Source organism: Lacticaseibacillus baoqingensis, from assembly GCF_003946165.1.
Taxonomy (GTDB): Bacteria; Bacillota; Bacilli; order Lactobacillales; family Lactobacillaceae; genus Lacticaseibacillus; species Lacticaseibacillus baoqingensis.
In genome coordinates this window covers 1-15891 of sequence record NZ_RHOI01000046.1, presented here as the reverse complement: position 1 = coordinate 15891, position 15891 = coordinate 1, and the positions used below count along the sequence as shown (strand labels likewise).

Sequence of the window (15891 nt, the reverse complement as noted above, 5' to 3'; positions counted from 1 at the left end):
GAACACAGAAGTTAAGCTTCTCTACGCCGAGAGTAGTTGGTGGGCAACTGCCTGCGAGGGTAGGAAGTCGCCACGCTATTAGCAGACCAGTCTTTTGACTGGTCTTTTTTTATTGAAAAAAAGAGCTGAAAAAGCCATTAAAAAGGGGTTTACAGCACCTTTTTCCTCCTGTATAATTACCTTTGTTGTTTAGAAGTGATGCCGTCTTAGCTCAGTTGGCAGAGCACTTCATTCGTAATGAAGGGGTCGCTGGTTCGAATCCAGTAGACGGCAGAAAAAAACACCTCCCAATTTTGGGAGGTGTTTTTTTGCCTTAACCGCCGATCAAAAAATCCAGTACGTTCATGCCGGTGGTGGTGTTTTGCCGATACAGTTCGGTGAAGCCGCAACGCGTACAACTGATCGTAATAAACTTTTTGTTCTGGACATCCAATAGCTTGGCAAAAGTCCCCCCAGTCGCTTGGAATTGATCGCTGTCATATTGATGATTATGGCATTTAGGACATTCATAGGTTTGCTGTGCCATCGCTCAACGCCTCCTTTTTTTGCCATTATACAAGTTAGGCGGCGACTTGGCGACTAACGAAAACGTAAGCGATCATCCGGCTCGGGGGCGGCTTGGATCGGTGGAGCTTGCCAATAGTAAATGTCGGCGGTGTGGGCATCATAGATATGATACGTAATGCTGAGCTCATCCAGCGTATGTTGCATGATGGCAAAATAGACAGGCATTGGCGCGCCTTCTAGGCCCCCAGCCACGACGAGCATGTATTTGCACATATCCGTGAAAGTCGGCTGCGTGATGGCTGCGGTGATCTTAAAGTCCAAGTCAAGATAAGCGAGGTCACTCGTATCGCGAACGAGGCTCACTCGGTTGATCGGGAACCCGCCAAAGCTGCCGGTTTGACGTAAAAATTCGACGATATGTTGGATCTGCGGCGTCAAAAAGGCCGGTTTTTGAAACATCAGGTGCCACGTTGCCAATATGAGTCACTTCCTTATAGAGATTGATCTTGTGGTATAATAACGTTCGAGCATTAGGGGGTAACAAAATGAAAACACGGATCTGGGTCTTGCCGATCGTTGGGCTTGCCTTGTTCATGGCAGGGTGCCACAACAATGATGCCAAGCCTGCTAAACAGACATCAAGTCCCAAAACAGTCGTTACTAGTAAGCAGTATACCACGGCCCAACTGCAAAAACGCTATACAACTGTCGTCGATATCGTCGTGAAGCCATTGACGATGGCCTCTTATTCGCAACCGAATAGTGCGGTGAAAAAGGCTGCCCAAGACGGTGTGGCTGAAGTGGAAAAAGTGCGGTTACAACTAGTGGCAAATAACAGTCAGCCAGCACAAACCAAAGCATTGATCGCGCAAGCGCAAGCCGCCGAAACGATGCTCAAGGCCATGGTGTCAGGAACGGATCAAGCGGCGTACAATGCCGATGCCAAGACGTTCATGTCGCAGACTAACGCCATTGCGAAGACCTACTATAATGGTGTGATTCCTAAGAGCTTGGGAACCTATAGTCAGCGCATGGCCGCCAAACAGGCTCTCAGCAGCAGTAGTCAGCAATAAGACGGTTGTTCTTCATCAAAATCTCATCTGCCATGCGGGTGTTCGGCAACCGCTAACAGCCGTTAACGATCACAAGACGAAATAGCGGTTTAATGAGATATTTTGGGGCGAATCACACGGCGCCCCTTTTTTGTGTGGGTAATTTGTAATCATTTTCCTGCTGGCGTATAATTGAATAATGATTCTAGCTATTTTGAGGGAAGTAGCGATGGATGTTCACTAGGTTTGGTTACGAAACCCTAGTGAGAGGATGTTTTATAATTGGATAAAAAAGGAAGCGACCACTCGTTTCTAGGTCATCCGCGAGGTCTGTTGACCTTGTCGATGACTGAATTCTGGGAACGATTCAGTTACTACGGCATGCGCGCCATCTTGATCTACTACATGTATTATGCAGTCAGTCAAGGCGGCTTAGGCTTCGACAAGCCCACTGCGTTTTCGATCATGTCGATTTATGGGTCGTTAGTATACTTAAGCTCAACGATTGGCGGTTTCATTTCCGATCGGTTATTAGGCAGCCGCCGCACCGTCTTTTGGGGCGGGGTTTTGATCATGTGCGGGCACATTGTGTTGTCATTGCCGTTTGGCGCTGATGCCTTGTTTGCCTCGATCGCTTTGATCGTTTTAGGGACCGGGTTGTTAAAGCCGAATGTCTCTGAAATGGTTGGCAGTTTATACCCAGAAAATGATACGCGTCGCGATTCTGGGTTCAGTATCTTTGTCATGGGGATCAACTTTGGCTCCTTGATCGCGCCGATCATTGTGCCTTGGGGCCAAGCAAAATTCAATTTCCACGTGGGCTTTTCTTTTGCGGCCATCGGGATGTTTATTGGCTTGATCTTTTATGTGATCGATGGTCGCAAGACGATCAATCCGGTGGATAATGTGGCGCCTGACCCGATCAGTACCGCAGAATTGAAACCGTTGCTAGTCAAAATCGGTATCGGGTTAGTGGCGTTGTTGGCGATCTTAGGGGCGATGGGCGCCACAGGGGCGTTCAACATCGACAATATCATCACCTTGATCACGATTTTTGCCATTGCGGTACCAGTCGCTTACTTTGTGGCGATGTTGCGCAGCAAAAAAGTGACCAAAGTCGAACGCTCCCGGGTCTGGGCTTATATCCCGCTGTTTGTTGCGGCAGTGATCTTTTGGGCGATCGAAGAACAAGGCTCAGTGGTGTTGGCGGTGTTTGCGGCTGACCAAACGCAGTTGCATATCGGCGGGTTCAACATCTTGCCTGGCAACTTCCAATTACTGAACCCATTGTTCATCTTGATTTATGGGCCGATTTTCGCTTGGCTGTGGGTCCGCTTAGGTAAGCGGCAGCCAAGTTCACCGCGCAAGTTCAGTTACGGCTTGGTATTTGCCGGCTTATCTTATCTGGTCATGGTGATCCCAGTCGCCTTATTTGGCGCCAACACGCGGGTATCACCGTTATGGCTGGTTTTGAGCTGGGCGATCGTCGAAATCGCTGAAATGCTGATTTCACCGGTAGGCTTGTCAGTGACGACCAAACTTGCGCCTAAAGCCTTTTCGAGCCAGATGATGAGTATGTGGTTCTTAGCGGATGCTGCGGCGCAAGCGATCAATGCGCAGATCGTGAAGCTTTACTCACCAGAAACTGAGATCATCTATTTCGCCGGGGTGGGGATCGCGTCGATCCTTTTTGCCATCGTCCTCGCGTTTATGGTGCCGCGCATCGAAAAATTGATGCAAGGGGTCAACTGATCAGCTTCAAAAGGAATGTGCCTGTCACTAGGGACATTCCTTTTTTTTTGCTGGTGGCGACCGGTGACACATGGCGCGGCTTGGGCCAAGGGGTATGGTATGATTTAAGGGATCGCTCAAATGGTATGCGCACTGGTCAGTTTGAAGGCCGGCAGCTGTTGCTTGGCAACTGAGCTTAATAGGAGGGGTTAAGGGATGCGGATTGCAGTTAGTGTGGATGATCATTTAGATGTGAACAAGCTCGACTGGCAAGCCTTGGTGCCACGGCAAGCGGCGTATTTGCGCGCGCATGAGGCCGCTGCTTATTTGAATGCAGGGGATACCTTCAACGACTTCAATAAAAGTGTGACGTATTTTCACGCCTTACAAAATGCCGTCGGCTCTGAGCTGCCTGTGCGGTTTTTGGCCGGCAATCATGACTTAGTCAAAGGCATCACTTATGCGCAAGCCCAAAGCGCAGCAGACCCGTTGTATCTGCATGAGCGGACGCTGCGCTTGCCAGGAAGCGACACGGTGATCATTGGCAACAACGGGTGGTATGATTACTCGCTGGCGCCTACAGATTTAGCCAAAACGCCTGCTGAGTTTGCCCAGTGGAAACGCGCATATTGGCTCGATGGGGCGATCGACCAACCGCTTTCAGACGCAAAGCGCATGGCGCGGGTGTTGAAGACAACCGAAGCGGCGTTGCAACAAGCCGGCAGCCAAAAAGTGATCTACATCACGCATTTTGTACCGCGGCGGGACTTCATGGTGTATGCTCCAAATCGCCACTATTGGCAAATGGCGACGGCGTTGATGGGGTCATCAGCTTTAGGCAAGTTGTTAGAGCAATACCGCGTGGCGGATGTGGTGTTTGGCCACTTGCATATTCGCCAGCCGGATCAGACCTTTGGGCATACCACGTATCACCATCAGCCAGTGGGATATGGGTTGCGCCGGTTGAATGAATGGGTCGGCAATGACTTTTTTACCGAGTGGGTGCAGACCTTGGTTTGGCTTGAAGTATGAACGCTAAAATCCATGTTTGCTCGGTGAAAAAAAGGTTGCGTTCACCAGTGATTTTTTGTATATTTATATTCGTTGATTGCGCCAGCAACCACATGGAGGATTAGCGAAGAGGCTAAACGCGACGGACTGTAAATCCGTTCCTTCGGGTTCCTAGGTTCGAATCCTAGATCCTCCATTGATTGGGGTATAGCCAAGCGGTAAGGCAACGGACTTTGACTCCGTCATGCGCTGGTTCGAATCCAGCTACCCCAATATTTTGTCTCCGGCAAGTGCCGGGGACTTTTTTTATCTGCGCTGGTGGTGTTTTCCACATTGACACCAGTGAGTTCGCAAGTTAGGCTAAAAAGAAACGGTTACAGGGGGCAAAGGCATGCAATTAGGTTTTATTGGCGCAGGCAATATGGCGCAAGGGATCATCGATGGGTTATTGAACGCCGAGGCACTGACGCCAGGCGATATTATTATTCATGGTGGTCATGCGGCCAATTATGAAGCTTATGCGCAAAAAACAGGCGTGCAAGTGGCCGCCAACAACAGTGCCGTGATCGCCGCCAGCGACATGGTCGTGTTGGCCGTCAAGCCGCTGATGGCCAGTGACGTGATCGCCGAGATCTTGCCGGCGTTACAGGCGAAAACCACGCCGCTGTTGTCGTTATTGTCAGGGGTTTCGTTACTCCAGATCGAAGGGTATCTTGGGACCAAGAATTATCCTTTAGTCCGCGTGATGCCTAATCTTAATGTGGCGATCAATGCAGGGATGACAGCTTATGCGGCTAATGCTGCCGCCCAAGCCGTTTTACCAGCAGTGGTGAAGCTGCTAGACGCTTTAGGGGAAACAATCGAGCTGGCTGAACAGCATTTTTCCACCTTCGTCGCCTTAGCCGGATCGAGTCCGGCATTTGTCTACATGTTCATCGATGCCTTAGCGCGTGCCGGAGTCAAGCACGGGTTGACGAAGAAGCAGGCGGATAAAATCGCGGCCCAAGCCGTTTTAGGCAGCGGCGCGATGGTGTTGCAAAGTGATGAAAGTCCCTTTGACTTAGTCGATAAAGTCTCAAGTCCTGGCGGCACGACAGTAGCTGGGTTGTTGGCGATGGAAGCGGCGGGCTTCATGCCGTCAGTCGTGGCCGGCGTTGATGCGACGATCGCTAAGGACCAAGAAGAGCAAGATTAGGGCCGTTGCTTTTTCGGTCTATACCAGTTATAATGAGGGAGAATTATCACCACGGAAGGAACGAGTCATTTGGAATCTCCAGTTTACATTCAAATTCATAACAAGATCCGCCAAGATATTGAAGCTGGTAAATGGCAGATCGGCGACCGGATCCCTAGCGAACGAGACTTGGCCGTGGTTTTCAATGTGTCGCGGATGACGCTGCGTCAAGCGATCCAAACCTTGGTCGACGAAGGGATCTTAGAGCGGCGCATTGGGGCCGGGACGTTTGTGGCCAATCAAAAGGTCCAAGAAAAAGTCTCAGGGGTCACCAGCTTTACCGACGTCATGATCGCCCAAGGCAAGCAGCCTTCAAGCAGAACGATTTCTTATCACATTGCCAAGCCGTCGTTATCTGAAAGCGAGAAGCTGCATTTAGATGATGGCGCGCAAGTTTTGCGCATGGAGCGCGTCCGTTATGGCGATGCGATCCCGATCAGTTTTGAAGTCGCGACAGTGCCTTATGATTTGGTCAAAGACTTCTCTAAGTCTGAAGTCACCAAGTCGCTGTATCATGCGTTAGAAAGCAAAGGCGGTTTTGTGCTTGGCGGTGCGCAACAAATGGTGAGTGCGATGTTAGCCAGTGAGCGGATTGCTGAATATTTGGAGATCAAACGCGGCAGCGCCATTTTGCGGCTGCGTCAAGTGTCGTTTTTACAAGATGGCCGGCCGTTTGAGTATGTGCGGACCCAGTATGTCGGCGAACGCTTTGAATTTGTATTGGAACGGTAACATGCAACAAGGCGGGTGACCAAGTCACCCGCCTTGTTTTTATGCATAAGATTTTAAGAATATTCAAAAAAAGTCAGTTGTTTATTGAAAAATTGGCCGATCTTACATTGACAAAACACTGATAATTCTGTAAGTTTTATTTGTTACCGGTCAAATGTCTAGACATTGTGATTTGTAATTTAATACATAAGTGATTGATAAGGGAGGAGCAAGTCTGGTACCGAGCCGACAATAGGTGCAAGCTTATTGATTAGGGGTTGCCAGTTTGCATAAGGATAAAATGGCGCAATCAGTTGTAGAGCTTAAGTGTCCAGGGTGCGGGGCACCGGTATCAACGGATCAGCAAGAGTGCCAATGGTGTCATAGTCCGATCAATATTGCGACATTCAATAGTGTGGCGAATATGACGATGCCAGAGCTGGGCAAATACTCGCGCAGTTATCAACAAGCCTTAACAACGCATCCGGATGATGCGACGTTAAACAAGTCGATCGCGTTAGTTTATCTCAAGTTGAAGATGTACGATAAGGCGGCGGCTGCGTTTGCCAAGGCCGTTGAGGACAATTTCGATGATTCCGAGAGCTATTTTTACGCGGCATGTTGCTTGCTCAATGGTAAGAAGGCATTTTTAAATAACCGGCAAACCATTGACCAATGTACAGAATACATCAATGCTGCGTTGATGATCGAGCCTAAGGGGATCTATCACTATTTTCTGGCGTACATCGGTTACGACTACTTTGCCCGTAAACACTTGCGGACTTCGCCTACCTATCTCGAATCACTACAAGCCGCGCGCAGTGCTGGGTTATCGAATCACGATATCGGGCAACTGTATGCGATTTTGGGGGTCGCGCGGCCTAGCAGCTTATAAGCAACACTAATCTGGGGTTAAAATACATAAAAGGGAGCTTATTATTATGGCAGGGATTTTAGTAATTATTATTGTTGCGGCAGGTGTTTACTACAAGATGGTTTATGCGACACCTAACGCCAAGGCAGTGCGCCAATTGACGCGCGGCAAGAATGAAGAACAAAAGAAAGTCATCGAATATTTCACCCGTCAAGGCTGCTTAGTCAAAACAATGTCTGATGCGGAATATCTGGACTTGATCACTAAAAAACGTGATTCATTGAATTTGCGTGATAAGGCGATCAGCCGGATTGGCTTGGATGAAGATGAGATCAAAGAAATCAGCCCGATTCGTTTGGAAGGTCCTGTTTTCAAGAACGCTTACTCCAAGAAAATGGATAATGGCAAGTTCACCAGTTCCCGTTACCAGGTCACTTGGATCTTCTTCAGCAAGACTCAGGTGCATTTGTATACTTACACATTCGATATGGATGAAGATAAGAAACAAGAAAGCACTGAAGAATACTTCTATCAAGATGTCACTTCCTTTACCACTTCCAATATGACTGAAACTGCGAAGTATATGGATGGTCAAGTTGAAAAGACTCGCGAAGTCGAAACCAGCAAGTTCAAGATGGTCGTGCCTGGCGATCAAATGTTAGTCGCGATGGATGGCGATGTTCAAAGTGCTGAAGAATCCATTCAAGGCATGAAGTCGATGTTGCGCGAAAAGAAGAGCCAACAATAGCATCAGGCTTTAGATGCTACAAGCTTAAAGGCGATCTTTGTGAATTCATTTCGCAAAGAACGCCTATTTTTGAAAATAGGGGTGTAAGGTGATCAAAAGACGCGCAGAAACCTTGATCCGCCCGGCGCCACATTATCGCCAAGCAGCAATCTGGGCCATTTTGGTGGTCGGGGCGACGATGCTGCTTGCCTGGCTTTTTGCGCGGGTCACAGGCTGGTCGTGGCAGCACTGGTGGCAGTGGTATTGGCCGCTGCAAATTGCAAGCGTGCTTGGCACGATGAAGTGGACGTTGATCTGGTTGATCCGCTTATATCAACGCTATGCCCCGGCACAGATGCGCTTGCGGTGTTGTTTTACGCCAAGCTGTTCGGAATATGCAATCTTGGCCATCAACAAGTATGGCTGGGTGATCGGCGGTGTGAAGGCAATGGACCGGCTCAGCCGCTGTGGTTCGGAACATGGTATCGATTACCCATAGCGGTAAGGAGGAGAAAATGGCATTATTCGGACGAAATGCGAATGAACAAAATTTCGTTGGCGGCAAGAAACATTGGACTGATGTGATCAAAAATCGCGGTGACGGCCGCTTGTTGATCTACAAACAGCCTGAAGAAGATTTCAACACGAATTCGACAGTGATCGTCATGCCTGGGGAACAGGCGATCTTCATCAAAGACGGCACGATCGAGCAGGTTTTTGATAATGGGAAGTATACGTTAAGCACCGAAAACTATCCTTTCATTAGTCGTTTACGCAATGCGTTTTCTGGCGGAGTCAGCACCTTCAATTGTGTCGTCTATTTCGTGCGCAAAGCCGATAGCGAAGAGATCTTGTGGGGCACGCAAACCCCGATCCATGTGCGCGACCACGTCTGGGGGATCATGACGGATGCACGGGTGCGCGGGGCGTATAAGGTACGGATCACGAACCCTGCGAAATTACTTGAAAAGCTGATCGGGAACAATGTTTTTTATCAAACTCAGCCAGAGTTGAATAAGTATTTTGCCAATGAGTTTCAAAGCAAGATCAAAGCTGCGGTTTCGCGGTTTATGAATGACCTAAAGCAAGAATTGATCGGCTTGGATGCCTATATCGATGAGCTTGGCGATCAAATCGAACCAAAAATCGATGCGATCGTGGCTGATTATGGTTTGAAGTGTGTCCGCTTTTCGATCGCGGGATTAGACATCGACACGGCCAAATATGACCGCATCGATCAAGGCCAGATCGGCGCCCTTGATAAGCAGCGTGAAGCACAAGGGGATAAGGCGCGTATGGACATTTTAGGTCAAGATTGGGCCAAGCAGCAAGCCGCCAATATTATGGGCTCACTGGCTGACAACCCTGGCGCTGGCGGTATTGGCGCGATGGGTGCCGGCATGGGCATGGGGATGGCGGCAGGCAATGCCATGGGTAATATGGCCAATGAGCTGTTTACCCCAGTCAGCGGCCAAGCTGAACCAGCAAAACCTGAAGCAAAACCAGCAGCAAAGCCAGCAGAGGATCCCTTTGAGACCTTGAGCAAGCTCAAAAAAATGCTTGATGCTGATTTGATCAGCCAAGAGCAGTATGATGCCAAGGCCAATGAGATCTTAAGTCAGATGTGAGGAAGCTTATGAATAAGAAAACGATCCTATGGTTGCTGTTAGACCTTGTCTTTTTAGTCGTGTTCAATGTGATTTTCTTTGCTGCCGGCGGTTCGGATCATCCGACTGCGGTATGGCTGAATTATGGGTTTATCCACTTTGCGTATGTGATGTTGCTGGTCACGCCGTTTTTGATCCGCAACAGCAGCAGCGCGGCGTTGTTTGGCTACACCTTGTCAGGGATCTCCAGTACCTATTTCTTTGCGACCTTGATCGCAGGCGTGGGTTTCATGCTGCTGGCCAGCGATAATTTCAAGCTGAGCTTGATCGTGCAAGTGGTGTTGACTGGTGCGTATGCGGCAGTTTTATTATCTAACATGATCGCCAATGAGCAGACAGCTGACAGCGTCGCCGTGCATGAAGCCGAACTCGTCTACGTGAAAACAGGCGCCGCCAAGTTGCAAGCGGCCATGAACCAGATCACCGACGACGCCGACTTGCAGCATAAATTCGAACAAGCCTATGACTTGGTCCATTCAAGCCCCAGCAAAACAGTGCCGGCGGTGCGGTCATATGAAGAAACCGCATTGCAGCACATTGACCTGGCGGCTGAGGCGGTTGAAGTGGGAGATTACACCGCGGCTGACAAAGAAGTCACCGCCGTGCTGAAAGCGGCCGAAGCGCGCAATGTGCAGCTGCAAGCGAGTTATTGAGCTAGCGACTGAGAAGTAAAGCGCTTGGGGACCGCGATTCGTTTGTAGAATCGCGGTCCTTTTATTTTACCCGGACGATCGTCACGACGGGTACAGGCACGATAATGAGTGGAAAAGGGTGACGATTTTTATTTTCATAATCAAAAAAGTGATAAACCGTTGACAAGCAGATGCGGCTTGGCTATGGTTATACGGTAACAACATCATGATTAGGGATGGAATACATAATGAAAAAGATAATGGGTATCACCACAGTCGCATTGGCAGTTGTATTGCTGGCCGCTTGTGGACAGCAACAGTCACCAGCCAAGTCATCATCGGCTAGCAAAACCAGTCAAACTTCGTCGTCAAAGCCCAAAAAAGCACCGAAGCCAAAGCAGACTGCCATGGATCTGGCCGCGATCAAACGCGGCAATTATACCAGTCTGGTCGGTAAGTGGTCGGCGATCGGCAGCCGTAGCAAAAATGCGGCTTTATCAACTGACGTCCAATCGCAAATGACGGCGACCAAGCAGGCGCTGACGATTGGTGCGGTGCAATTATCAAAGAAGACGCTGACCGTTGATGGGGAACAACACGCCTTGGCCTTCAAGGAGACACAAGGGACCTTAGTTGCCTTGTTGGCGGATGCCGATCAAGCGGCAATCAATTGGTCGGTGACGTTTTACCCTAAAAACACCACCACTGAATTTCAAACCGTTACTGGCGAATCCGGCAAAAACCAACATAATCTAGTGGCATTATGGACAAGCAACAATGATATGACCATCGTTTACGGGGAAGGCATGCCGGCTGCCGCACCGGCGGCTGCCAGCACCAGTAGCGCGGCTTCTAGCAGCAGTAGCAGTACGGCCGCTTCCGCCCCTGCCAAGCCGGCCCCAGCGGCTGCTGGTCCGGCGCTGAACCTTGATCAGTTGGCGGCCAATAATTTTGCCAGTCTGGTCGGGACCTGGAAAAATCCGACGACCGGCGATACTTGGGTCGTCACTGGGCAAACCGCCACTGCGCCTGCAGGTGCCAATGTTGACCCGAATGTCGGGGCAGTGGTCAGCGGCCACGACAGCAATGGCCAGCCAATGGTGATCACCGCCGGCGCGCGCTTAACGCAAAATGGCACGCCAATGGGCAGCTTTGGAACCTTTACGACTGGTCCAGGGTCGAATATGGCGCCGTTAGCGATCTTGCCAAAAGGCGTTAAGGGCAGTGCGGCAGATGATTCCGATAGCAGCAAGGATCGTTTGATATCAGGTGGTGGCCAAGCTGGGTTTGCGGCTTCGGCTTATTATCGGGTTAATTAAACTAATTAGCAGGTTGAAGATAGGATGCGTCATGGTTCATTTAGGTGAAAGCCTAGGTGGACCTTTTTTTGGCATCATAGTGTGATTTAAGCTGAAAACAGCCTAGGTTAAACTAATAAATCAATTTATAACCATTATTTCAGTGATCTTTTAGTTGTTCAGACTATCAATAAAGCGTATTCTTTGATTTAATGAATAGTGTACCTTTGGGGGTAAGTGCCGCTTTAGCTGGTAAAGTCAGGTGGGGCACTGATGAAATGGGGATGTGGTGTGAATGGATGAATTTGGGTCGTTGAGTATCGCTGCCAAAACGCTGTGGGCCAAGAAGCGATCTGAAGACGGGCATGAATATTGGCTGCCTTTAGTCGCACATTTAAACGATACAATGAGGGTAATTCATTGGTTAGCAAATAATTGGTTAGCTGATGGTCAGCGTGATTGGCTGGCGCAATCACTTGGGGATGAAGGGGTGGATCGTCTGGTCAACTTTTTGGGGTTCACGCATGACATTGGCAAGGCGACCCCGGCTTTTCAAATCAAACCTTCCTATGATGGTAATCAGTCGCTAGATCAGGAACTATTGGAGCAGTTGATGCGAGCCGGTTTTTCTGGTTTGGCTGATACAGCGTTGGCCTCTGAGCGGCAATCGCCGCATGCGCTGGCCGGCGAAGCCATACTGGAACATTTTGGTGTGCCAGCAGCAATTGGTGCGATTATTGGCGGTCATCATGGCAAACCGGAATCACGACCGCCCCGAGATCAGCTTTCCGTTTATACCGCTAATTATTGGCAAAAAGATCATGATCCTGCGATCCAGCAACATTGGCAGGCGGTCCAAACTGAACTTTTTCAACAAGGAATGAAATTGGCCGGTTATCAGGCTGTCGCGGAACTGCCAGTTATTGATCAACCCCAAGCGGTCATGTTAGAAGGATTATTGATCATGGCCGACTGGTTAGCTTCTAGCGAATCATTGGGTGATGATAGCGTGCTGTTCCCGTTGATCTCGATCGAGCAAGACTTGAATGACATCGATTTGACTGGCCGGTTTGAAAATGCAATGGGCAACTGGTATCTCGGCGAAGATATTGCACCGCAAGGGATGCCTGATCGCGACACGGTTTATGCAGAGCGCTTTGGCTATCAACCACGACCGGTGCAGCAAAAACTGACGACAGTATTGGATGAAACCATTGATCCAGGGATCGTGATCATTGAAGCGCCCATGGGATTGGGCAAAACCGAGATCGCTTTAGTGGCTGCGGAGCAATTGGCGTATCGCAGCGGCCGACGAGGCTTGTTTTTTGGCTTACCAACACAAGCTACTGCCAATGCTATGTTTGATCGCGTGGTCGCTTGGTTGCAAGCATTGCCAGGGACTGAAGCAGCGGTGCGCTCGATCGAACTGTTGCATGGCAAGGCGCGCTTTAATCAGCATTTTCAACAGTTACCGGATGCCGCCAACATTGAAAGTAAAAATGCCGTTAGCGTCAACAGCTGGTTTTCCGGTAAAAAGCGGATCCTCGATGAATTTGCTGTAGGCACGATCGATAACTTGCTGGTCATGGCATTGAAGCAAAAGCATCTGGCATTGAAGCATTTGGGCTTGTCAAAAAAAGTCATCATTTTAGATGAAGTACATGCTTATGACGCCTACATGAGTCAATATCTTTATCGTGCCATTCGCTGGTTAGGCGCTTATCACGTCCCAGTTGTGATCCTGTCGGCGACTTTGCCGAAAGCTAAGCGTAATGCCCTATTGGCAGCGTATTTTGCTGGTAAGTATGGCCGTAAACTAAGTGCCAGTGCTGCTGATCTCAGTGCGTTGCCTGCAGATTGGGAACAATCAGAAGCTTACCCATTAATGACAATGTTGGATGGGCGAAAAGTTGTCCAAATCACGAAATTTGCTGGGGTCAGCGATCAGCTGCCGCAAGCAATCACGGTCGAAACTGATGACGCCGAAGATGCTGTGTTGATCAAGCAGGTTATCGATAGTATTGCTGCTGGTGGAGTAGCCGGCGTGATCGTCAATACAGTTAAACGTGCCCAAAATCTAGCAAGGATGGTGCCTGATGACATCCCGCTGATCGTTTTGCATTCGGCGTTTTTGGCACCAGATCGAACACGGCAAGAACAGCAGTTACAAGCGGCTATCGGCAAACTTGGCGCCCGTCCTGCGCGCATGATCGTCATCGGGACCCAAGTACTTGAACAATCGTTAGACATTGATTTTGATATTTTATATACCGATATTGCACCACTAGATTTATTGTTGCAGCGGGCAGGACGGCTCCATCGTCATGCGATCACCCGTCCGGAACAGTTGCAGCAACCACGCATGATCGTGATGGGGATCCAAGGGCCGGGAAAATTTGCTGATGCGGATGAATTGATCTACAGCCGGTATTTATTGCTGAAGACTGTCCATTATTTGCCAGCAGTGTTGCAGTTGCCAACGGATATTTCGTGTCTAGTCCAATTAGTCTATGATCGCGAGCATGAGCCGGAGATCGTGGGCTTGCAGGAAGCTAAGGCAGAATTTGATGCGCAAATCGCGACCGCACAGAAAAAAGCACAAGTTTTCCAGATCAAAAAACCTGATCGTGGGCGGCGAGCGACATTACACGGTTGGTTGGATCGAAGCCTAACGTCTGTGGATAAGGATGAACAGCGTGCGCAAGCAGCTGTGCGTGACATTCAAGAAACGTTGGAGGTGATTTTGATCCGGCACACGGTGGTGGCAGATCAGTTGGTCGATGGTCGGCCATTGGCGCAATGTACGTCACAAGAAATCGCGGCACAAGTCGTGCGTTTGCCAAGGGCAGTGAGCATAGATATCAATGCTGCGATCGCAGAACTTGAAAAAACCACTCACCATTTCTTTAGCCAGTGGCAAACGGATAAGTGGCTGAAAGGGGCGTTGGTATTACCATTAGATGAACATTTAACCGGGACCTTGGGTCGATGGCGATTAACGTATTCGCCAACGCTTGGTTTAAGTTATGAACCAATGGAGGTGGAAGCTAGTGAAGCAAGCATTTAATTTGACGACCGATGCGTGGATCGATGTGATCGATGCTGAAACGGATACGGTACAAACGGTTTCGCTAATCGAATTGTTTGCCAATGCGCAACACTATCGGCGTTTGGCGGGGGATATGCGCGCACAAGATTTTGCCATTTTGCGATTGCTATTGGCCATATTACTAACGGTGTATTCTCGCTTTAATGCGCAGGATAGGCCTTATGACTGGTTGACGATCGATGATAAAACGATGCGCGTATCAGCGGCAGTTGATGATGACGATTTCGAACCCGATGATCTGTTTGATACTTGGCAGACATTAGCCGAACAAGGCCATTTTACCGCTGTCGTCAGTGACTATTTACACCGGTATCAGTCACGGTTTGATTTTTTTGGCGAGACGCCATTTTATCAGTCATCAGCTGCCGACTATGACGCCTTAGTACCAGCTAAGAAGCGCGTCGCAACTGGAACCGGGACAGTAGCGATCAAGCAGATCAATCGCTTGATTTCTGAAAGCGGCAATACACCGGCAATTTTTACGCCGAAGACAGAATCCGTGAAGAACGCGGTGACTTTGCCAGAGTTGGTGCGGTGGCTGGTCACGTATCAGAATTTTACCGGGGTGACAGATAAGACCAAAGTGACCGCGCCAGAAAAGTTTGCAACGCCTGCTGGTTGGGTTTACCGCTTGAATCCAGTGTATATTCAAGGGCGTACGTTGTTTGAGACGTTGATGTTGAATTTAACTTTAGTCCAAGATGAAGGCTATGTTGTGCAAAAACCAGTCTGGGAGTATCCCACGATCAATGAGTATGTGGCTGAGCGGCAACAACTTCTGCCGCCGACAAACTTGGCGGGTTTATATACCGTCTGGTCGCGGTTATTGCACATTGAGTGGTCAGAGACGGGTGAAGCGACGATCTTTAGTGCTGGAATCCCGATGTTTGATAGCGAAAATGCCTTCGTCGAACCGATGACGGTGTGGCGGCGCGATACCAAAGCACAATCACAAAGCTATAAACCAGCAATGAAAGGAACCCGGTCGTTGGGGATCGCCATGTGGCGGAATTTTGGCCAATATGTGCAGATCAAAGCCGATGATGATGTGCATCAACCTGGCGTGGTGACTTGGCTGCATCATTTGCAAGATCTGGAATTGATCTCGGATGATTTGCCGATCACTTTGGTATCAGTCGCATTGATCAGTGATGGCAACGCCACTTCACAAGCACCAGTGGCTGAAGCCGTCGATGATATGACGATCGCGCCGGATGTGCTATTTGATCCTAATACGCAACAATTTTGGCCGCAAAGAAGCGGGTCTAGAATTTTTGGTGTTGGTAGTAATCAACACTGGAGATGCTAGACCCTTTTTAGATAACAAAAAGACACCTG

The 15891-nt window shown here is 49.3% G+C and carries 15 protein-coding genes and 3 tRNA genes; 16 read left to right on the top strand and 2 right to left on the bottom strand.

Going from position 1 to position 15891, the window contains the following annotated elements; all coding sequences use genetic code 11:
• Positions 1 to 200 precede the first annotated feature (200 nt).
• Positions 201 to 273: transfer RNA gene (locus tag EKM91_RS12980), tRNA-Thr, on the top strand.
• A gap of 40 nt (positions 274 to 313) precedes the next feature.
• On the opposite strand, the gene EKM91_RS12975 is transcribed toward EKM91_RS12980, so the two are convergent.
• Entirely contained in the window at positions 314 to 526 is a 213-nt protein-coding gene (locus EKM91_RS12975) for a zinc ribbon domain-containing protein (RefSeq protein ID WP_125754326.1), read from the bottom strand.
• Between the two features lie 53 nt (positions 527 to 579).
• Positions 580 to 984, bottom strand: coding sequence for a hypothetical protein (locus EKM91_RS12970; RefSeq protein WP_125754325.1), 405 nt, complete (start codon positions 982 to 984; stop codon positions 580 to 582).
• Between the two features lie 68 nt (positions 985 to 1052).
• On the opposite strand from EKM91_RS12970, the gene EKM91_RS12965 reads away from it, so the two are divergent.
• The 15 genes from EKM91_RS12965 (at position 1053) to EKM91_RS12895 (ending at position 15862) form a co-directional block, all read left to right on the top strand.
• Positions 1053 to 1580, top strand: a complete 528-nt coding sequence (locus tag EKM91_RS12965) for a hypothetical protein (protein WP_125754324.1) — start codon at positions 1053 to 1055, stop codon at positions 1578 to 1580.
• 324 nt (positions 1581 to 1904) lie between these two features.
• A complete protein-coding gene (locus EKM91_RS12960) occupies positions 1905 to 3311 on the top strand; it encodes a peptide MFS transporter (RefSeq protein ID WP_238475782.1) in 1407 nt (468 codons plus the stop codon).
• A gap of 195 nt (positions 3312 to 3506) precedes the next feature.
• Positions 3507 to 4322, top strand: a complete 816-nt coding sequence (locus tag EKM91_RS12955) for a metallophosphoesterase (protein WP_125754322.1) — start codon at positions 3507 to 3509, stop codon at positions 4320 to 4322.
• A gap of 94 nt (positions 4323 to 4416) precedes the next feature.
• Positions 4417 to 4497: transfer RNA gene (locus EKM91_RS12950), tRNA-Tyr, on the top strand.
• Between the two features lie 5 nt (positions 4498 to 4502).
• Positions 4503 to 4574 (top strand) — tRNA-Gln (locus tag EKM91_RS12945).
• Positions 4575 to 4692: 118 nt separating this feature from the next.
• On the top strand, positions 4693 to 5496 hold the full coding sequence (gene proC / locus EKM91_RS12940; RefSeq protein ID WP_125754321.1) for a pyrroline-5-carboxylate reductase: 804 nt from the start codon (positions 4693 to 4695) through the stop codon (positions 5494 to 5496).
• Positions 5497 to 5565: 69 nt separating this feature from the next.
• Complete coding sequence (locus tag EKM91_RS12935; RefSeq protein WP_125754320.1) at positions 5566 to 6267, top strand: GntR family transcriptional regulator; 702 nt, start codon at positions 5566 to 5568, stop codon at positions 6265 to 6267.
• 403 nt (positions 6268 to 6670) lie between these two features.
• Positions 6671 to 7141 carry a hypothetical protein gene (locus EKM91_RS12930; protein WP_164508598.1) on the top strand — a complete coding sequence of 157 codons (471 nt, stop codon included), beginning with the start codon at positions 6671 to 6673 and terminating at the stop codon, positions 7139 to 7141.
• 46 nt (positions 7142 to 7187) lie between these two features.
• Positions 7188 to 7868: a hypothetical protein gene (locus EKM91_RS12925; protein ID WP_125754318.1), complete on the top strand. Its 681-nt coding sequence runs from the start codon at positions 7188 to 7190 to the stop codon at positions 7866 to 7868.
• 88 nt (positions 7869 to 7956) lie between these two features.
• Positions 7957 to 8346, top strand: a complete 390-nt coding sequence (yidD, locus tag EKM91_RS14130) for a membrane protein insertion efficiency factor YidD (RefSeq protein WP_225419533.1) — start codon at positions 7957 to 7959, stop codon at positions 8344 to 8346.
• 16 nt (positions 8347 to 8362) lie between these two features.
• A complete protein-coding gene (locus tag EKM91_RS12915; RefSeq protein WP_164508597.1) occupies positions 8363 to 9475 on the top strand; it encodes an SPFH domain-containing protein in 1113 nt (370 codons plus the stop codon).
• Between the two features lie 8 nt (positions 9476 to 9483).
• Complete coding sequence (locus EKM91_RS12910; RefSeq protein ID WP_125754316.1) at positions 9484 to 10167, top strand: hypothetical protein; 684 nt, start codon at positions 9484 to 9486, stop codon at positions 10165 to 10167.
• Positions 10168 to 10394: 227 nt separating this feature from the next.
• Positions 10395 to 11465 (top strand): DUF6287 domain-containing protein, encoded by a 1071-nt coding sequence (locus EKM91_RS12905; protein ID WP_125754315.1) that lies wholly within the window; start codon positions 10395 to 10397, stop codon positions 11463 to 11465.
• A 274-nt stretch (positions 11466 to 11739) separates the two neighbouring features.
• Positions 11740 to 14511 carry a CRISPR-associated helicase Cas3' gene (gene cas3 / locus EKM91_RS12900; protein WP_125754314.1) on the top strand — a complete coding sequence of 924 codons (2772 nt, stop codon included), beginning with the start codon at positions 11740 to 11742 and terminating at the stop codon, positions 14509 to 14511.
• The gene (locus tag EKM91_RS12895; protein WP_164508596.1) at positions 14495 to 15862 is read left to right on the top strand and encodes a type I-E CRISPR-associated protein Cse1/CasA; all 1368 of its coding nucleotides are present in this window, start codon (positions 14495 to 14497) and stop codon (positions 15860 to 15862) included. The genes cas3 and EKM91_RS12895 overlap by 17 nt, the downstream gene beginning before the upstream one ends.
• Positions 15863 to 15891 lie beyond the last annotated feature (29 nt).

Coding starts and splice junctions, on each gene's coding strand:
- EKM91_RS12975 (WP_125754326.1), bottom strand. CDS start 526: ATGGCACAGCAAACCTATGAATGTCCTAAATGCCATAATCATCAATAT.
- EKM91_RS12965 (WP_125754324.1), top strand. CDS start 1,053: ATGAAAACACGGATCTGGGTCTTGCCGATCGTTGGGCTTGCCTTGTTC.
- EKM91_RS12960 (WP_238475782.1), top strand. CDS start 1,905: ATGACTGAATTCTGGGAACGATTCAGTTACTACGGCATGCGCGCCATC.
- EKM91_RS12955 (WP_125754322.1), top strand. CDS start 3,507: ATGCGGATTGCAGTTAGTGTGGATGATCATTTAGATGTGAACAAGCTC.
- proC (WP_125754321.1), top strand. CDS start 4,693: ATGCAATTAGGTTTTATTGGCGCAGGCAATATGGCGCAAGGGATCATC.
- EKM91_RS12930 (WP_164508598.1), top strand. CDS start 6,671: ATGACGATGCCAGAGCTGGGCAAATACTCGCGCAGTTATCAACAAGCC.
- EKM91_RS12925 (WP_125754318.1), top strand. CDS start 7,188: ATGGCAGGGATTTTAGTAATTATTATTGTTGCGGCAGGTGTTTACTAC.
- EKM91_RS12915 (WP_164508597.1), top strand. CDS start 8,363: ATGGCATTATTCGGACGAAATGCGAATGAACAAAATTTCGTTGGCGGC.
- EKM91_RS12910 (WP_125754316.1), top strand. CDS start 9,484: ATGAATAAGAAAACGATCCTATGGTTGCTGTTAGACCTTGTCTTTTTA.
- EKM91_RS12905 (WP_125754315.1), top strand. CDS start 10,395: ATGAAAAAGATAATGGGTATCACCACAGTCGCATTGGCAGTTGTATTG.
- cas3 (WP_125754314.1), top strand. CDS start 11,740: ATGGATGAATTTGGGTCGTTGAGTATCGCTGCCAAAACGCTGTGGGCC.